This is a genomic window from Micromonospora sp. NBC_00860 (genome assembly GCF_045207375.1).
GTDB classification, from domain to species: domain Bacteria; phylum Actinomycetota; class Actinomycetes; order Mycobacteriales; family Micromonosporaceae; genus Micromonospora; species Micromonospora vinacea.
This window is the reverse complement of record NZ_CP108825.1, coordinates 945,845-961,539: the sequence shown is the minus strand read 5'-3', so window position 1 is coordinate 961,539 and position 15,695 is coordinate 945,845. Positions and strand designations below refer to the sequence as shown.

The 15,695-nt window shown below is 67.9% G+C and carries 10 protein-coding genes, 1 tRNA gene and 1 pseudogene; 6 read left to right on the top strand and 6 right to left on the bottom strand.

The window, feature by feature from the left end:
- The first annotated feature begins 277 nt into the window (after positions 1-277).
- The gene (locus OH804_RS04390; RefSeq protein WP_406062905.1) at positions 278-1,510 is read left to right on the top strand and encodes a helix-turn-helix domain-containing protein; all 1,233 of its coding nucleotides are present in this window, start codon (positions 278-280) and stop codon (positions 1,508-1,510) included.
- A gap of 36 nt (positions 1,511-1,546) precedes the next feature.
- Here the strand turns inward: OH804_RS04390 and OH804_RS04385 are convergent, their stop codons facing one another.
- Genes OH804_RS04385 through OH804_RS04375 form a run of 3 tightly spaced genes read right to left on the bottom strand, consistent with a single transcriptional unit; the run spans position 1,547 to position 4,823 of the window.
- Complete coding sequence (locus OH804_RS04385) at positions 1,547-3,943, bottom strand: ATP-binding protein (RefSeq protein ID WP_406062903.1); 2,397 nt, start codon at positions 3,941-3,943, stop codon at positions 1,547-1,549.
- Positions 3,944-3,946: 3 nt separating this feature from the next.
- Entirely contained in the window at positions 3,947-4,558 is a 612-nt protein-coding gene (locus tag OH804_RS04380) for a DUF6879 family protein (RefSeq protein WP_406062901.1), read from the bottom strand.
- Positions 4,551-4,823 carry a hypothetical protein gene (locus OH804_RS04375; protein WP_358087019.1) on the bottom strand — a complete coding sequence of 91 codons (273 nt, stop codon included), beginning with the start codon at positions 4,821-4,823 and terminating at the stop codon, positions 4,551-4,553. Before OH804_RS04375 ends, OH804_RS04380 begins: the two co-directional genes overlap by 8 nt.
- 70 nt (positions 4,824-4,893) lie before the next feature.
- On the opposite strand from OH804_RS04375, the gene OH804_RS04370 reads away from it, so the two are divergent.
- Positions 4,894-5,331 carry a hypothetical protein gene (locus OH804_RS04370; protein ID WP_406062899.1) on the top strand — a complete coding sequence of 146 codons (438 nt, stop codon included), beginning with the start codon at positions 4,894-4,896 and terminating at the stop codon, positions 5,329-5,331.
- 1,388 nt (positions 5,332-6,719) lie between these two features.
- Here OH804_RS04370 and OH804_RS04365 read toward each other — a convergent pair.
- Positions 6,720-7,595 carry a hypothetical protein gene (locus tag OH804_RS04365; RefSeq protein ID WP_406062897.1) on the bottom strand — a complete coding sequence of 292 codons (876 nt, stop codon included), beginning with the start codon at positions 7,593-7,595 and terminating at the stop codon, positions 6,720-6,722.
- A 306-nt stretch (positions 7,596-7,901) separates the two neighbouring features.
- On the opposite strand from OH804_RS04365, the pseudogene OH804_RS04360 reads away from it, so the two are divergent.
- Positions 7,902-8,056: pseudogene (locus OH804_RS04360) on the top strand (excisionase family DNA-binding protein).
- A gap of 179 nt (positions 8,057-8,235) precedes the next feature.
- Here the strand turns inward: OH804_RS04360 and OH804_RS04355 are convergent.
- Positions 8,236-9,069, bottom strand: coding sequence for a hypothetical protein (locus tag OH804_RS04355; RefSeq protein ID WP_406062895.1), 834 nt, complete (start codon positions 9,067-9,069; stop codon positions 8,236-8,238).
- 25 nt (positions 9,070-9,094) lie between these two features.
- Between OH804_RS04355 and OH804_RS04350 the strand changes: the two genes are divergently transcribed.
- Together OH804_RS04350 and OH804_RS04345 are read left to right on the top strand one after the other, a co-directional pair.
- Positions 9,095-10,048, top strand: a complete 954-nt coding sequence (locus OH804_RS04350; protein ID WP_406062893.1) for a tyrosine-type recombinase/integrase — start codon at positions 9,095-9,097, stop codon at positions 10,046-10,048.
- A gap of 769 nt (positions 10,049-10,817) precedes the next feature.
- Positions 10,818-12,497, top strand: coding sequence for a recombinase family protein (locus OH804_RS04345; RefSeq protein ID WP_406062891.1), 1,680 nt, complete (start codon positions 10,818-10,820; stop codon positions 12,495-12,497).
- Here OH804_RS04345 and OH804_RS04340 read toward each other — a convergent pair.
- Positions 12,479-12,562, bottom strand: a tRNA-Leu gene (locus OH804_RS04340). The genes OH804_RS04345 and OH804_RS04340 overlap by 19 nt on opposite strands.
- Positions 12,563-12,794: 232 nt before the next feature.
- Between OH804_RS04340 and OH804_RS04335 the strand changes: the two genes are divergently transcribed.
- The gene (locus tag OH804_RS04335; RefSeq protein WP_406062889.1) at positions 12,795-15,680 is read left to right on the top strand and encodes a tetratricopeptide repeat protein; all 2,886 of its coding nucleotides are present in this window, start codon (positions 12,795-12,797) and stop codon (positions 15,678-15,680) included.
- The last annotated feature ends 15 nt before the right edge of the window (positions 15,681-15,695 follow it).

The following is a 15,695-nucleotide window of genomic DNA, read 5'->3' as shown; positions in this document are numbered from 1 at the left end:
CTCGCATGCATCGCATCGCCTGCAGACACAGGTGTTGATCACAGGCACGTGCTTGCTTTGCATCACATGATGCGCCAGTCTTCTTATCGGGCACCACCGATGTGACCCCCAGCCAGAGAGGTGGGAAGTACTCCGTGATTACCGAGGTCGTAGGGGTCGTGTTTGGTGGTCTGGTGCCGGGATTCCTGCTCGGGCTACTGGCGTTTCGGGTGAAGTCCCGGTGGTGTCCACGGTGCGGGGAGTCCACCGAGGCCATGCGTCCGGCGGAGCGGGAGTGGTGACCGGGCTGGGCCGGCGGCACCGTAACGACCTGCCGATCGGGCGGCGGGTGGCCGAGTTGCGGGTACGCCGGGGCATGACGCAGCAGGTCTTCGCCGACCGGGTCGGCAAGTCGAAGAGTTGGGTGGACAAGGTCGAGCGAGGTGTCCGTAACCTCGACCGGCTCTCGGCAATCGAGGCGGTCGCCCGCGCCCTGGGCGTCGCCCCGAGCGTCCTGCTTCGCGGAAAGACGCGGCCGGAACCGGCCACCGACGTCGGCGGCGCCGTGGAGCGGGTGCGGGAGGCGTTGGCTCGCCACGACGTTCACGGCTCCGGCAGCGACGGCCCGCAGACGCCGTCGTCAGTGCGGGACCTTGACCACCAGGTGGGGTACGCGTGGACGGCGTACCGGAACGGCCACCATCTCCAGGTGCTGCGGATGCTGCCCAACCTGCTCGGCGACAGCCGTCGGGTTTGCCACGCGCAGGTGGCGGAGTCGTCCGCCGCCGACCTGCTGGTGCGAGTGCACCGGCTCGCCGCCCAGGTGCTCGTCAAGCTCGGCGAGTCCAACCTGGCGTGGCTGGCGGCCGACCGGGCGATGACCGCCGCCGCTGGCGACCCACGCCGGATCAGCCTCGCGGCGATCTCCCTCGCCCAGGCACTCCGGGCCCTGCGGCGGGGCCGGCTGGCGATGGCCGCCGCCCTCGCTGCCGTACACCAGCTCGACCCGGCGCCGTCGCGCGAACGCCCGCCGGAGGAGGTGGCTCTGACCGGGACACTGCTGATCGAAGCGGCTCTCGCGGCGGCCGCCTGCGGAGATGTCGCCGCGGCCGACCTCACCGCACGAGCGTCCCACCTGGCTACGGTCTACGGCGATCAGCACCACCGTGACGACGACGGCATCGGGTTCGGCCCCACGGCCGTGGAACTCGCCCGGGCCATAACCGTCATGAGTGTCGGAGACCACCATCGGGCCATCGCCATCCACCGGCGCGCTACCAGCGCGGAGGTCTGGCAGCGGCTCTCCGCCGAGCACCGGGCCGCGCACCTGATCGACATCACCCGTGCCCACCTCGACCTCGGCGATGCCCGCGCCGCCGGCCGCGCCCTGGTCACCGCCGACGGGATCGCTCCCGCGGAGGTGCGCATCCGCCCCGCAGCGCGTGCCGCGCTGACCGCCGTCCTGCATGCCGGCCCCACCCCCGCCGATGTGGCCCGCTTGGCCGCCACTGTCGGACTGACCCAGCAGTGACCGCACCGCAGGCCGCACGCTTCCGCGGTGGTCGAGTCAAGCAACGCTGTCCCCGAGCGCCGACTCGACGCGCCGTCGCAGTCGTTCCGCGCGCGCGTCCGGGAAGCTGCTCAACAGCGTGACCGCTTCGCGCCACCACCGGTGTGCCTCCTCGGCGCGCCCGACGTCGATCAGCGCCGTTGCCAGGTGGTCCAGCGTCAGGGCGAGCTGCCAGTCGTCCCCGAGCTGCCGGTGAACCGCCGCCGCCCGCAGGTGGAAGGCGATCGCCTGCTCCGGCTGCCCCAGCTCCCGGTACGCCTCGCCGGCCCCGTCCAGTGCCATCGCCTCCCGACTGCGGTCACCCAACTGGCGCTGGATCGTGGCCGCCCGGTGCGTCGCCTCCAGCGCCTCGGCGGACCGACCGGCGGCGCGCTGCACACGCGCATATTCGACCAGCCAGTGCGCCAACCACACCGGGCTGCCGTGTTCAGCGATGGACAGTGCCCGCTCGATCGCGGCCAGGGCGTCCTCGGTGCGTCCGAGTTCGCGCAGCATCATGCTGAGGAAGAAGAGCGAGTTGCCCTCCTGCCCCCGGTCGTCGATGTCCCGCTGCACTCCAAGCGCCTGATTCAGCAGCATCACGGCGTCGGCGAGGTCACCCAGTTCGTAGCGGGTCTCCGCAAGGTTGCTCAGCAGCAGGGCCTGCCAGCGTTGGTCCTGGCGGCGGGCGAAGATGTCGAGGCTCCCGCCGAAGTGCGCCAGGGCGTCGGTGAGGCGGCGGTGGCGCAGCGCCAGTAGTCCCAGCGCGTTGATGGACACTGCCGTGCCGTGCTCGTCGCCAATCTCCCGCCGGATCGCCAACGCAGCGTGGTGGTGCTCCGCCGCCTCCGCGAGCTCGCGGGCCTGGAAGTGGGCCTTACCGAGGCTTTCCAGCGCCTCCGCCTCAGCGCCTCGGTCGCCCAGCGATCTCGCAGCGGACAAACCGATCCGCGCGGTGGCGAACCATGCGTCGAAGGCGTTGCGGTGCATGCATACGCTGCGCAGCAGGACAGCCAGGTGCCAAGCAATCCGAGGCAGCGCTGCCTCGAACGCAGAGCGGGTGGCGGCGACGAGGTTGTCCTGCTCGGCGGTGAACCAGGCGTCAGCCTCTTCAGCGGTGGCGAAGCTCAGCGGCGTGACTTCGGTCGGTGGTGCCAACGGCATCGTCCGGCTGTACGGGAGGGTGCGCGCCAGCGCGGCGTCCGCCGTGTGCAGGTACCAGGTGAGTACGCGACGCAGCGCCGCCTGGCGATCCTCGCCGCTCTCCAGCTGCTTGACCTCGTCCACCGCGTACGCGCGTAACAGGTCGTGCAGCTGGTAGCGGCCGGGTGCGCTCTGTTCCAGCAGGTGCGCACCGACGAGCGCGTCGAGCGGCGGACGAACCTGTGACACCGGCCAGCCGGCGAGCGCGGCGGCGGCCGGGGCGCCGAGGTCCGGGCCGGGATGCAAGCCGAGCAGGCGGAACAGCCGGGCCGCCGATGTGTTCAGTGCCCGATAGGACCAGGCAAAGACGGACCGAACGGCGTCGGCCTCCTCACCGTCCTCCGCGGTCAGCGCGCCCCACAGGGCCGACTCGTCACGCAGGTCCTGGATCAACTCGGACAGCGGCATGAACGGCCGGCTCGCCGCCCGTTCGGCGGCGATTCGCAGGGCCAGTGGCAGCCTGGCGCACAACCGTGCCAGTTCGGCGAGCTCGACCGCGTCATCGCCGGTGCGATACTCGACGGTCACGTCGTGCAGCAGCGTCACCGCGTCCTCCTCGGCCAACATGCGCAAGGTCAGCCGCCGGCCGCCGTCGCGGCTGACCAGTCCCGACAGCATGCTTCGGCTGGTGACGATCACCAGGCAGCTGCTGGTGCCCGGCAGCAGTGGACGCACCTGCCGGACCGTAGCGGCGTTGTCCAGGACTACCAGGACGCGCCGGTCAGCCAGCCGGGAGCGGTACAACGTCTCGCGGTCCTCGAGATCAGCGGGAATCGCGGATGCGGGGACGCCCAGCGCCCGCAGGAAGCGGTCGAGCACCTGCTCCGGTTGACTGGGTTGGCCTGGGTCGTATCCACGGAGGTTCGCGTAGAGCTGACCATCCGAGAACCGGTGCCGCACGGCGTGCGCCCAGCGCAGCGCGAGAGCGGTCTTGCCGACGCCGGCGGTGCCGGTGACGACGACGAGGTTGGCGTCGGCGGCCTCATCGCCGAGAAACCGGTCCAACGCGCGCAGCTCCTCGACCCGGTTGACAAAGCCGCGTACATCACCGGGCAGCTGACGGGGAGGCGGGTCGGCGAGGGAGGGGCCGCCGGAATGGAAATGCACCCCGCCGTACACGTCGCGAGCCTGCACCAGGTCGGCGGGGCCGGACAGCTCCGACCGGTTGACGTGCTCCGGTCGTCCTTGCTCCGCCGCGCCGTTAGCCGCCATCTGTCAGTCCGGGTGGGGAGGCTCCAGTGGTGCCACCGCTCGGGCGAAGAACTCGTCCAGCGGCTCGCCGTCGTTGTAGAGCGATTCGATGAACTCTTGGCACCGCGTCACCACGTCCGGGTTCCGCCAGCGCCGCGCCGCCTCGAGTACGCCGTCGGCGTCGTAGATCGCCTCGTACATGACGTCCGTACCGAGGGTGTAGATCTCCGGAAGTTGACCATCCGCCTCCGCAGCGACGACCTGGTTCGGTGCCACCACTCGTGTCAGCCCGCCGTACTCGTGGCGTAGCCGCAGCACGTGCAGCTCCCACTGCAGGTAGGGCGTCAGTGGCTCCTGCACCACCCGCAGCCGGCGGGTGGCGAACCCGCTGTCGGCGATGCGCCGGTAGTAGTCGCCGAACTCGGGACGCCGCGCGTCGAGAATCCGCAGCGACTCCTCCCATCGACCAGCGGCGAAGGCCTGCCAGCCCTCATCCTGCGGCTCCTTGAACGTTTGTTGCCGTTCCAGTTTCCAGAATCCTGGCGGGCCGGTCTTCCAGAACCGTTGTTCGAAGTCGGTCCAGTAATCGTCGAGGGCCAGCAGCTCGCCGGGATCTCCGCCCAGGAGTTCACGCATCAGGAATGTCTACCTTCGCCGCGATCATGGTCGATCGGGGAATGATGATAAGCCGCTCGCCGGGGTCGACGGAGACCCCCTCGGGCAGCCGGTCCTGGTAGGCCTCGGTGAGATCCTGCCCGATCACCGCGACATCGCCGTTGCTCAGCTCCCAGATGTCGGGACAGCTGCCGTCCCCGGAGGTGTTGCCCAATTCGTGCGACGACTTGCCCCATCGGCGGTTCAGCTCGGCGGACGGGTCCGCCTCCCACCGGCGTGGACTCATGCCAACCCCCTGATTAGGTGATGCCGAGAGCACGGATAGTAACATCGAATAAGTTGGATTATAGTCATGCTTGACGGCTCCGGCCCGGATGGTGATCCTGGGGGTGAAGGGTGTGGAGGACCCGCTCATGCTCGCGGCGGCGACGACGCTGGTCGCCTGGGCGACCACCGAACTCGCACAGGGAGCCCGGTCAGCTGTATTCGGCCTGACCGAGTATCTCCGCCACCGATTCCATCACGAGCAGACAGCCCAGCAGACCGTGGAGGTCGCGCTACGCCACCCGACTACGGATACCGTTCAGCGCCTCGGAGCACTCCTCGAACAGGAGACGCTCGGTGATCCCGCGTTCGGTGCCGAGTTCCTCGAACGCTTCAGGAAGGTCCAGGCGATCGTCGCGGCCAACCAGGGCGATGTGACCAACACCGTCTCCGGCGACATCAGCGGATCGGTGGTGCAGGCGCGTGACGTCCACGGCGACATATCCCTCGGCGGACACAGCGGCGCCTGATCAGCCGCTGTCCACTGGTGACCCGCGGCCCGCCCGTACCGCCGGCGCGCCGGCCCCAACCCGGCCGACGTGACCCGGCTGGCCGCCCACGTCGGCCCAACTCGGCAGTTGGCCCACCGGAGGCACTGCCGGCGGCACCATTTGGTGCAGCGCATCACCGTCCCGGACATTGGCGCAATGGCTTTCGACCAATTCGCCGCTCTGCACCGAACCGGTCGACTGCTAGGCGGCGAGCAGATCAACCACCTGGACGGTGGTGACTCTGACCGTCGGAACTCCGGACAACCTCCCGCCAAAACGATCAGCAGTTCAGCCTGATGTCCGCAACCCCACTCGTCGTCGACCTCAACGGCCGTGACACTCCACTGCCCATGACACGAAGAGTCCGAGACGAGGCCGCCCGAATCGTGAACCCCGGACATTCAATAGGCCGCTGCAGGTCGTCGTGCAGCACCGTTGGCGGCAACCTCTGCGACGAGAAATGTAGCCGCAGCCCGGGCCTCTACTCAGGAACTCAAAGCCAGCAAGGGTCCGCGACCGACCGACCGACCGCCGGACCGCGCCGTCCCCTAGCCCTCCATTTGCCGCAAACCCAAGAAGCCGCCGACCCGGTCCAGTCCGGGAAGGGGTCAGCGTCAGAGCACGCCTGCCCCGGGTCATCGCGGCAAGCGCCGCTCACCGCTGCTCCCAATCAGCTCCCAATGTAAGCGGCACATACGGCGAAGCCCGTTACCGGCTTATCCGGCAACGGGCTTCTGAACTGCGCAAACTGAGAGTGGGCGATGCTGGTATCGAACCAGCGACCTCTTCGGTGTGGACGCTGGTACGGCGCAGTGTTTTGTGTCAGCCACTGCCGTCCTGCACTGTCGAGCAGGACCCGCCTGCTGCTTGGTGTCGTCTGCTGCCGGGCACTGCTGGGCGTCTCGCTGCCTATCGGCTGCTTCGCCCGCTTCGACAGACCACCGGATTAAGAGGCACACACCGAGCGGGGAAGGTCGCCGCGCCCCCTCGGCTGTCGTGTCGGCCGACCCACGGCTCTGGTTGGTTGGGCTCGCCTCGGTTGCTGTCGCCGTTGCTGTTACCGCATTGTGAGTCGATCGCAGCCTGCTGATCGTTGCGGTCCTGCTCCTCGTCGACCTGAGCCTCAGGTTTGCCAGCGGCCCGCTGCTGCTCGGCGGCTTGGCAGCTCCGATGGCTGCTCGGCCAAAGTGCAGCCCGCTCCGCAACCGCACTGCGACCCTCTACGCGAACAGGCTGGCTCCGCTGAGCGATAAGGGCAGCGGACCAGATCCATCGTGGGCAACTTCAGAGAACTGCTCCATCCCCTACTGACTTGCGGTGGCAACGGGCCCCGCGCACACGCTCACCTTCAAAGAGGGCGTCATAGGTTACTCGTCATCGTCTTCATCGTACCAGTCCCCTGGTTCGACAAGCCCTTCCAAAGCTTCACGCACTGCAGTGGGATCATCCAGTCGCAGGACGAAGAAACCGAAGTAGTTTTCCGCAGAATGCAGCAGCGTCGAGTCTACAACCTCGCATAGATAGGGAAAGGTCGGAGTCTTGCCCCGCACGCCAGAGCTCGGATAGAAGAGTTCGTTCGATATCACGGACAAGAAAGCGGTTACCCACCTGGCGAGGCGAAAGCAGTGGAGAGCCATCGCCACTGATTTAGGATGCAGGGGCACGTCGAACTGATCGATGTAGGGCTGCAGCAGGATCTCGGCATTCCATCCCCGTTGCGCCTCTGCCGCATGCGCGATTTTGTAGAGGGCGTGCGGCATGTACGAAGTCAAGGCCAGGTAAGGACCAAGCCAATCGGGCTCTTCGCACCCTCCGGCAAGGGCTATCCAATCTCTGTACAGCCCTGGCTCGACGTCACTACCGGAAAGGCTGTCGAGGTACTCGTACCGCCCTCCTCCCTTCGCATATTTTTCAAGCAGCGGAACGAGCGTGGCCGGCACCTCTGGACGGCCAGCCTGGACATATTTCCCAGCTAGCCCTGGCCCGTCTGGGATGCTTGAAATATCCAGATCCTCGACCGCATCGAGCAATCGCGTCACAGCATGGCTGTATTTCGAAACTTTCGGATACTCTCCATGAAGCCTAAAATGGTTGGCCGACACGGTCAGCTTGGCCAACCTTTCCAGACCGGTAGTGAAGCCAAGAAGCCCATTGTGGAGCTTATACCGAAGTTCGAGTCCACCATCGGGAAAGAGGAGTTGCTCAGGGTCCGTCACATAGGCAAGCGTCCGAATGCCGTCCACCGTCTGATGGAGGGAGAACTGAGTCTCTGAAATAATGCTATGCCACTTCAATGCTAGGTTACTCACCGTCTACCACTCTCAATCAAGGCAGCTCTCACGTTGAGGGTCTTCGACGCAGACCACGTTGGACTGTGAAAGGCTCATGGGCTACCGCTGCTTTGTGGGCTATCCAGCCCGCAGGAGCATCCGAGGGCCAACGCGGCCAACATCCATCCGTCCATGATGGCGGAAAACTCGAAGCCGGTCGACGGCTGTCCGACTGACGGTACGACCCTCAGGCTGGCCGCAGTCCTCGCCCTCAGCTGAATCTCCCCCGCCGAGGTCGCCGCCCTGCTCGGCTTCAACATCTCCAAGGTCAAGATGAAGATCGCCACCGGCGAGCTGCGCTCCATCAAGGACGGCAAGTACCGCCGCGTCCTCCCCGATGGGTCGACGACTACATCCACGAACAGGTCGAATGAGTGGGCGGGGCCCGCGTTCCGGGATGGGGAGCGGCCGTGTGGTACGCTCTCCTCAGGTGCGCGGGATGTAGGTCCCGATGGTTCGCGACCAGGCGTTGCCACGGAAAAGGGAGATCCAGGTTCGAGTCCTGGCGGCCTAGCCGTAGCTTAATTGGTAAAGCCCCTTCTTTTAATTCCCGTCACGCTCTAGCGATGGCGTCTTGGAGTTCTTGCTCCGTCAATTGCAGCGCCCGGTAGTAGAAGCGCGCAATCCCTTTAACCTTCCGAAGGCAATCGTTGGCCTGACTGCTTCCGCCGTCAGCCTGGAATTCTCTGAGAACGTGGTCTGCCCACGTCTGTCGGCTAATCTTGCCAACAAGGGCCGAATTGCATTCCTCGGCTATTCTCTTGGTAACTGCTAGGCTGGCGATCAGGTCACCCTGTTTAAATGACACCTTCCGGCCGACCGTGACTGACCCCATGAGCGGATGACCGGTAAGGGTCTCCCAGCCTTGGATCGTAGGCGCATCGAGAGATGCAACATGACCAACTAGCGCTTGGTTTGCAGTGCCCGCAGCGTGGATGAGGCAATTTCGCATGAACCGAAGCAGGTGGAACTGTTTTACTGACGCTGCTGGAATGGTATGGCCTGTAACGCTCTCAAACGTTGAATGCATGTTGTGAGACTTGGCGTCGTCGGCGCGACGCATGGTCATGTGGCCGTCGCGAGCAAGCATCTTCAACATCGTCATTAGCAGATCTTCATGAATGGCTAGTACGTAAGGTACCGCCATTGCGCAGAGGTGCTCCTCGGCCTCGCCGAGGAATTGCTGAGCTCGGTCTGTGCGGAGGTTGAACCTTTTGATGTGAGGTACGGCTGGAAAAATTTGAGAGAGCTGCATTTCCGAGCCGCGAGTTAGATGTAGAACGTGATTCGCAAGTTGGGAGCCGGCGAGCAATGCCATGATGGCGTTGTTCGCCTCTTGCCGATTCTGAACATAATCGCGATACTCTCTAAATTGCACCAACGTCACGAGTGGTTCCCTTCCCTGCCTTTCAGTGGCAACAGTGGCAACACCCTACGGGAATAATCCACTGAGGAGCTACGGCGGCCGGTTGTCAGCTGACCGACTAGGCCGTGGTGGGGATGCGGCGCGTGTAGCCCGGGCAGGCCCCTGGCCTGCCGGCAACGCCGGCCCGAGGGGTCGCAGAGGCTCGGGGTCAAGGGCGGTCCGTAGTGCCGTCGCGCAGCGACGCGAAGCGCCCTTGACCTTGGAAGGGCGGCCCCGCCCACTCCGCGCCGCATCGCCACCACGACCGGCCGTGACTCGCCCCACGACGCGGCGGTGCGACGGCCGCCGCACCCCGGCTGGCTGCCGGCCCAACAGTTGGTTACCCACGCCCTGTCGTCGCGCGGCGGCCCTCCGGGCTTCCCGCTGTCCCCGCCAGCCGCCGGGCGCCAGGCGTGACGGCCGCAGAGCGACAGCGGCAGCGGCCGGCACGCGCCCAGGCGGGCGGCGCGTGCGGCCCGCTGCGGGCCGCCTTGATCTCGCCCTGGGCGTGGTCCGGGTCATCCGGGTAGCCGAGGAGGTGTCGGGGCACGTAAGCATCAAGCCTATCCAAAGTCGAAGGCGGGTCGGCGGTCGGTACCGATCCCACCACCGCGGTACAGGCGCTCACCGAGCACGAAAGCGCCTACCGAACCGACGGGCAGCTGCTCGTCTTCACCACGGGAACAGGCGAGGCGATCCGGCGAGGCACCTTCCGAAGTCGAGTCTGAAACCCTCCCTGCAACGTGCCGGTCTGCCGGTGGCACTGCGCTTCCACGACCTACGGCACTCCTACGCGACGCGGCTGGTTTCCGACGGCGTACCGATCAACGACGTGGCGAGGGTGATGGGGCACGAGCAGACGTCGACGACGTTGAACCGCTACACCCATTCGACCGCTGAGCGGGACCGCCGGGTGTTGAAGTCCTTCGCTGCCTTCTCGCTGCCTCCCGGCAACGACTGACCCTCGGATACGAGTCAAGGCCCCTCGATTGAGGGGCCTTGAGCTCGCATATTCATGGTGGGCGATTCTGGTATCGAACCAGCGACCTCTTCGGCGTGAACGGAGTGCTCTCGGAGCCAGCTCGTTCGTGCTGAAGCGCAGCTACCCACGCCAGCACCGCGGCGCTCGCCAAAACCCAGCCAGTTCCCACTCGATAGCCACACACGCTTAGCGACCGCCCTACGCGACCAGCGGCCGATGCCTTACGGCGTCGGCCGCTTCTTCATGCCCTGACGACCAACCAGCACGCCATCCAACTCCCGGAGGAACTCACCCATGGCAACCCACCCAATCGCTACGGTGCCAACCAGCCACATCCCAAGGCACCACGCCGCAGAATTGCCTCGCAATTGCACCGGCGCTGCCATCGCCCTCCCAACGGCCGAGCCCCGGATTCGAGTAGTCGAAGTCGAGACGCGAGCAACGCAACAGAGCCGGCTTGCAGCTCGACCGCCGGACGGGGGCGCATGACGCAGCCACCCAGCGGCCCACGCGAGCGGCCATCACGCCCCCGACCGCCGACCGCACCAGGCAGACAACTTGACCAACCCAACGACGACAGCCGTTCATGGACGGTCGGCAACGTTGACGGCGGCGCAACTGCGGGGGTCAGCCGTGTGGTGACTCCAGACCAACCACCCGAGCTGAACCCTCAGGCTGCCGCCGCCTTACTAAGGCTGCTCACACACCTCAACGACCGCCACACCGAGCAAGCAAAGCAGGAGAACGGATGACCTCCCCCCAACCAAAGCCCTTCGCCTTTTACGGCCGCGTCTCCACCGAGGACAACCAAGACCCAGAATCGTCGCGAGGTTGGCAACTCACCCGCGCGATGGCACTCATTCAGCCCCACGGCGGCCGCATCGTCACCGAGTACTTCGACGTGGGCCAGAGCCGCTCGCTGCCCTGGCAACGCCGAACCCAGGCCAACACTCTTCTCTCTGCGCTACGTAACCCACGTCGGGGCTTCTCCGCCGTCGTTGTGGGGGAACCCCACCGGGCGTTCTACGGCAACCAGTTCAGTCTCACGGTGCCACTCTTCGCGCACTACGGCGTCGAACTCTGGGTACCCGAGATCGGCGGCCCGATCGACCCCGACAACGAGGCACACGAACTTGTCATGTCCGTCTTCGGCGGCATGAGCAAAGGCGAACGCAACCGGATCAAGCTACGCGTCCGCACCGCCATGGCCGCCCAGACACTTCTGGAAGGCCGATACCTCGGCGGACGCCCGCCATACGGCTACACCCTGCGTGATCTCGGCCCTCACCCCAACCCCGCGAAGGCCGCCGACGGCAAACACCTCCGCGGGCTCACCCCGGATGCCCAGACCTCCCCCATCGTCCGCCGAATCTTCGACGAATTCCTCGCCGGCTACGGACTATTCGCCATCGCCGAAGGACTCACCGCCAACCACGTGCCCTGCCCCTCGGCACACGACCGAGCCCGCAACCGACACCGCAGCGGCATCGCCTGGTCCAAAAGCGCCATCCGCGTCATCCTCACCAACCCCCGCTACACCGGCCGGCAGGTGTGGAACAAACAACGCACCGACGAAGTCCTCCTCGACGTCGACGACGTCGCACTGGGTCACACCGGCGTCATGCGCTGGAACACGCGTGACAAATGGGTGGTCTCGAAGGAGATCACCCACCCGCCCCTGATCGACGACCAGACCTTCGAGCAAGCGCAAGCCCTACTCACCCATCGCGCAAGAGCCGTCGACCGTCAGGAGCGCCAACGCCGCGCCCGCAACCCCTACGTCTTCCGGGGAATGATCTACTGCGCCGTCTGTCAGCGACGCATGCAAGGCCAGTACAACCACGGCGCCGCCTACTACCGCTGCCGCTTCCCCCAGGAATACGCCCTCGCCAACGAGGTCGAACACCCCCGCAACGTCTACCTACGCGAGGACGCCCTCACCGACCCGCTCGACGAGTGGCTCGCATCCGCGTTCACCCCGGACCACCTCGACCAAACGATCACCGCCATGTGCGACGCCCAACCAACGGACACAACGCCACAGACGGCCGCAGCGCACGCCACGGTCGCGGCCTGTGACGCAAAGCTCGCCCAGTACCGGGCCGCCCTCGATGCCGGCGCAGATCCCGCACTAGTCACCGGTTGGATCACGCAAACCCAGGCCGAACGGACACGAGCCGAAGCTGATCTCCACACGACCCAGCAGACAGAGCCACGCCGGATGAGCCACTCCCAGATCGCCGACCTAGTCCGAGCGCTCGGCGACATCGCCACCGTGCTCCGCGACGCCGACCCCGACGACAAAGCCGAGGTCTACCGGCAACTCGGACTCCGACTCACCTACCAGACCGAAACGCAAACGGTGCGCGCTGCAATCGATCTCAGCGCGCACCGTGGGGTTATGGTTCGTGTCCGAGGGGGGACTTGAACCCCCACACCCTATACGGGTACTAGCACCTCAAGCTAGCGCGTCTGCCATTCCGCCACCCGGACCTACACGTTCAGCCTACCTCGCCGGCCAGATGATCTTTCCATCTGGTGGTCGGCGCGGCGGGCCGCACGGGGAGTTACTGTACACGCCACCCGTGGATCATGCACATCGCCTTCCGGCACCTCTCCCCTGGCGCTTCCGCCGCTGCTCAGGCCGCCTCGAACGGCCGCACCGACACACCATCGGGGCGTGTCCGGGTAGCGTCCGGCAGCCCTGTGACGGCAGCATTGCCACGTGTCCCATCCCTCCCCCTTGGCAGCCGCCCAGCACCGAGCCCTCGCCCTGCGCGCCGCGGGCGACCTCAGCGCCGCCCGGCAACTGCTCGCGGAGGCCGCCGAATCCGCACCCCCGCCGTACGGTGACGACCATCCCGAGGTGCTGCACACCGCACATCTGCTGGCACGGCTACACCGGGAGGCAGACGACCCGCTCGCCGCCCGCCGGGTGTTGGAGGAGGCGTTCGCGGCGGGCGAGCGGCGCTGGGAGCATTCCGATCCGCTGATGCTCGCGCTCGCCTTCGAACTTGCGGAGGTAGCGGAGGAGCTCGGCAACCGGCACGAGGCCCGCCGCAACTACACCCGCGTCGCCACCGCCGGGCCCGCCGCGCTCGGGGAGAACCACCCGGTCGTACGCGCCGCCCGCGCCTATCTGGGCCCGCCCGCGTCGACGCCGGGCGAGCAGCACCCCGCGCAGACGCCCGGTCCAGCCCTGGCCGCCCCGATGACCGAGCCGGATGCCCGGTCGGCGCTCTCCGGCCCGACGCTGTCGCTTGCGACCCTCGCCGCGATGCGGCCCTCCGCCGGTGGCCCACCATCAGCCGGTGGCCCACAGCCCGCCGTCTCACAGTGGGCGCCGCCGCAACCGCCGGCCACGCCCCCACCAACCCCTCCAGAGGTACGCGCACCAGCCACCCCCACGCCGCCCAGCACCGCCACTGCGGCACCTGTTCCCGCCTCTCGGGCGACGCCCGTTCAGCCGGCAGCCTCCTCGAACGCGCCAGCGCAGCCCGGCCCACCGACGGCCGCACCTACGCCCGCGATGCCGCCGCGCCCGCGCGCCGACGCGCCACCGTCGGCGAATGCGATGCCGCTCGGCTCACGCGTCAGCGGGCACCCCCCCACGAATGCGCAACCGCCGCTTCAGCACGCCGACCGGCAACCACCCGAGCGCGCGATGCCACCCCGTCAACGCGCCAACGAGCAGCTACCCGGACCGGCGGGCGTCGACCAGCAACCGCCCGGGCACGCGACGCTGCCCCGGCAACACCCCGACGCGCAACCGTCCCGGCCGAGGGCTGACGACCCGCCGACAACGCAGGCCGGGCAGCGGTCACCGCACCCTCAGCCGTCCGGGCCAGCCGTGGCACCCCGTCAGCGGGTGGGTGACCAGTCGACCCCACCGGTGGTCGACGTGCCACCCTCGGCGTCGACCTCCTCTCCGGCGACACCGGCGGTGCCGGCACCTCGTTGGGACAACCCCACGATCCGGGTACGGCAGATCGAGCCCCTACTCGCCGAGGAGGCCGCCCGAGCCGCCGCCCGACCAACAGCGCCGAGCGGATCGCACAATGTGTCCGGCGCCGAGGCGACATCGTCGGGCAGGCCCTCTGCGAGCGTTGACCACCCTGGGCCGGCGTCTGCGGTGGGTGGGCCACCGGTCCAGCCCATCAGCGCACCGCCGGTCACCCCGCATCCGGTCTCCGCTCCACCCAGCCAGCCGTACCCGGTCTCCGGCCCACCGGCGCAGCCGTACCCGGTCTCTGCACCGCCCGGCTACGGCCCACCCGTCTCCGGACCGCCCACCCACGGCCAGCCCGTCTCGGCGCCACCCGGCTACGGCCTACCCGTCTCCGCACCACCCGGGCACACCTACCCGGTGTCCGCGCCGCCTGGTTTCGGGTCGCCTGTCTCCGGGCCGCCCTACGGGCCACCCGTCTCCGCGCCTCCGGTGAGCGCACCACCCGTGCCGCCGTGGGGGTTGACCGCACCGCCCTGGAGCAGCAGCGCCCCATCACAGCCTCTGCCGGATCCAGCTGCCGACTCCCCCACCCCCGCCACGACACCGCAGACCACGGCGGCTGCGCAGGCCGGCACCGTCGGGCAGGCCACGACCGCCGGGAAGAGCACGTCCGCCGGGCAGACCATGATGGACACGGGCGGCACCGGTGCGGACGGTGACCCCGGGCTGGGCATCCTCGACGCCCCGGTGGGGCCCACTCACCAGGCCCGTAGCGCGCTCTCCGACCAGACCGTGGTGTTGCCGTCCGTTCCGGCGCATGACGGCCCGGCTGGGGTCGAGGCCAGTCCGGGCTGGCGAGCTGCCACCCAGCCCGCCTCGACGGCCGCCCACGCGAACCCCACCCCCTCGCCGGCGAACGTCACCGCCGCCGCGGAGAACCCGAGCGTCGCTCAGGCAGGCGCCGTCGCCGGGCAGCCGAGCTTCGTCGGACAGCCGGCCTGGTCACCGGGCGTCGGCGCTGACCCGGCACTGGCGCCGCCGGCCGCGCCGCCACCGGTCCAGCAGTACCACCAGCAGCCATCCCAGACGCCGTACGCCCAGGGCCAGCACCAGACGCCGTACCCGGGTCAGCAGTACCACCCGGCGCCGGAGCCGTACCGGCCGGCGTACGCCGATGGTGGTGGGTCGACGGGCCGCAGCCGGGCGGCGGTGATCGGCGCGGTCGTGGCGGCCGGGGTGGCCGTCGTGGCGGTGGCGGGTCTGGGTGCGGTGGTGCTGACCCGCGACGACCCGCCGCCGGCCGGGACCACGCCGACGGCCGTGGCGCCGGCACCGACGGCGACCGGGCCGGCGCCGGGCGACCTGACGTTGCGGGACGATTCGACAACGATCACGTTGACCTGGACGGACCCGACCGGCGGTGCGGTGCCGTTCATGGTTGCGGCCGGCCGGGCCGGGCAGGCGTTGGGCGTGATCGCCACCGTGGACCCGGGCCGGACCAGCTACACGGTCAACGGGTTGAACTCCCGAGTGGATCACTGTTTCACCGTGTTGGCGGTCTACTCCACTGACAGCTTTGCGACTTCCGGGCAGGTTTGCACCGCCCGGGAACGCAAGGCCACGTCGAGCGGGGAGCCGTCGGGTCGACCGTCGCCGCGCTGAGTCGAGCGAGAACCG

Coding starts and splice junctions, on each gene's coding strand:
- OH804_RS04385 (WP_406062903.1), bottom strand. CDS start 3,943: ATGGCGGCTAACGGCGCGGCGGAGCAAGGACGACCGGAGCACGTCAAC.
- OH804_RS04345 (WP_406062891.1), top strand. CDS start 10,818: ATGACCTCCCCCCAACCAAAGCCCTTCGCCTTTTACGGCCGCGTCTCC.
- OH804_RS04380 (WP_406062901.1), bottom strand. CDS start 4,558: ATGCGTGAACTCCTGGGCGGAGATCCCGGCGAGCTGCTGGCCCTCGAC.
- OH804_RS04375 (WP_358087019.1), bottom strand. CDS start 4,823: ATGAGTCCACGCCGGTGGGAGGCGGACCCGTCCGCCGAGCTGAACCGC.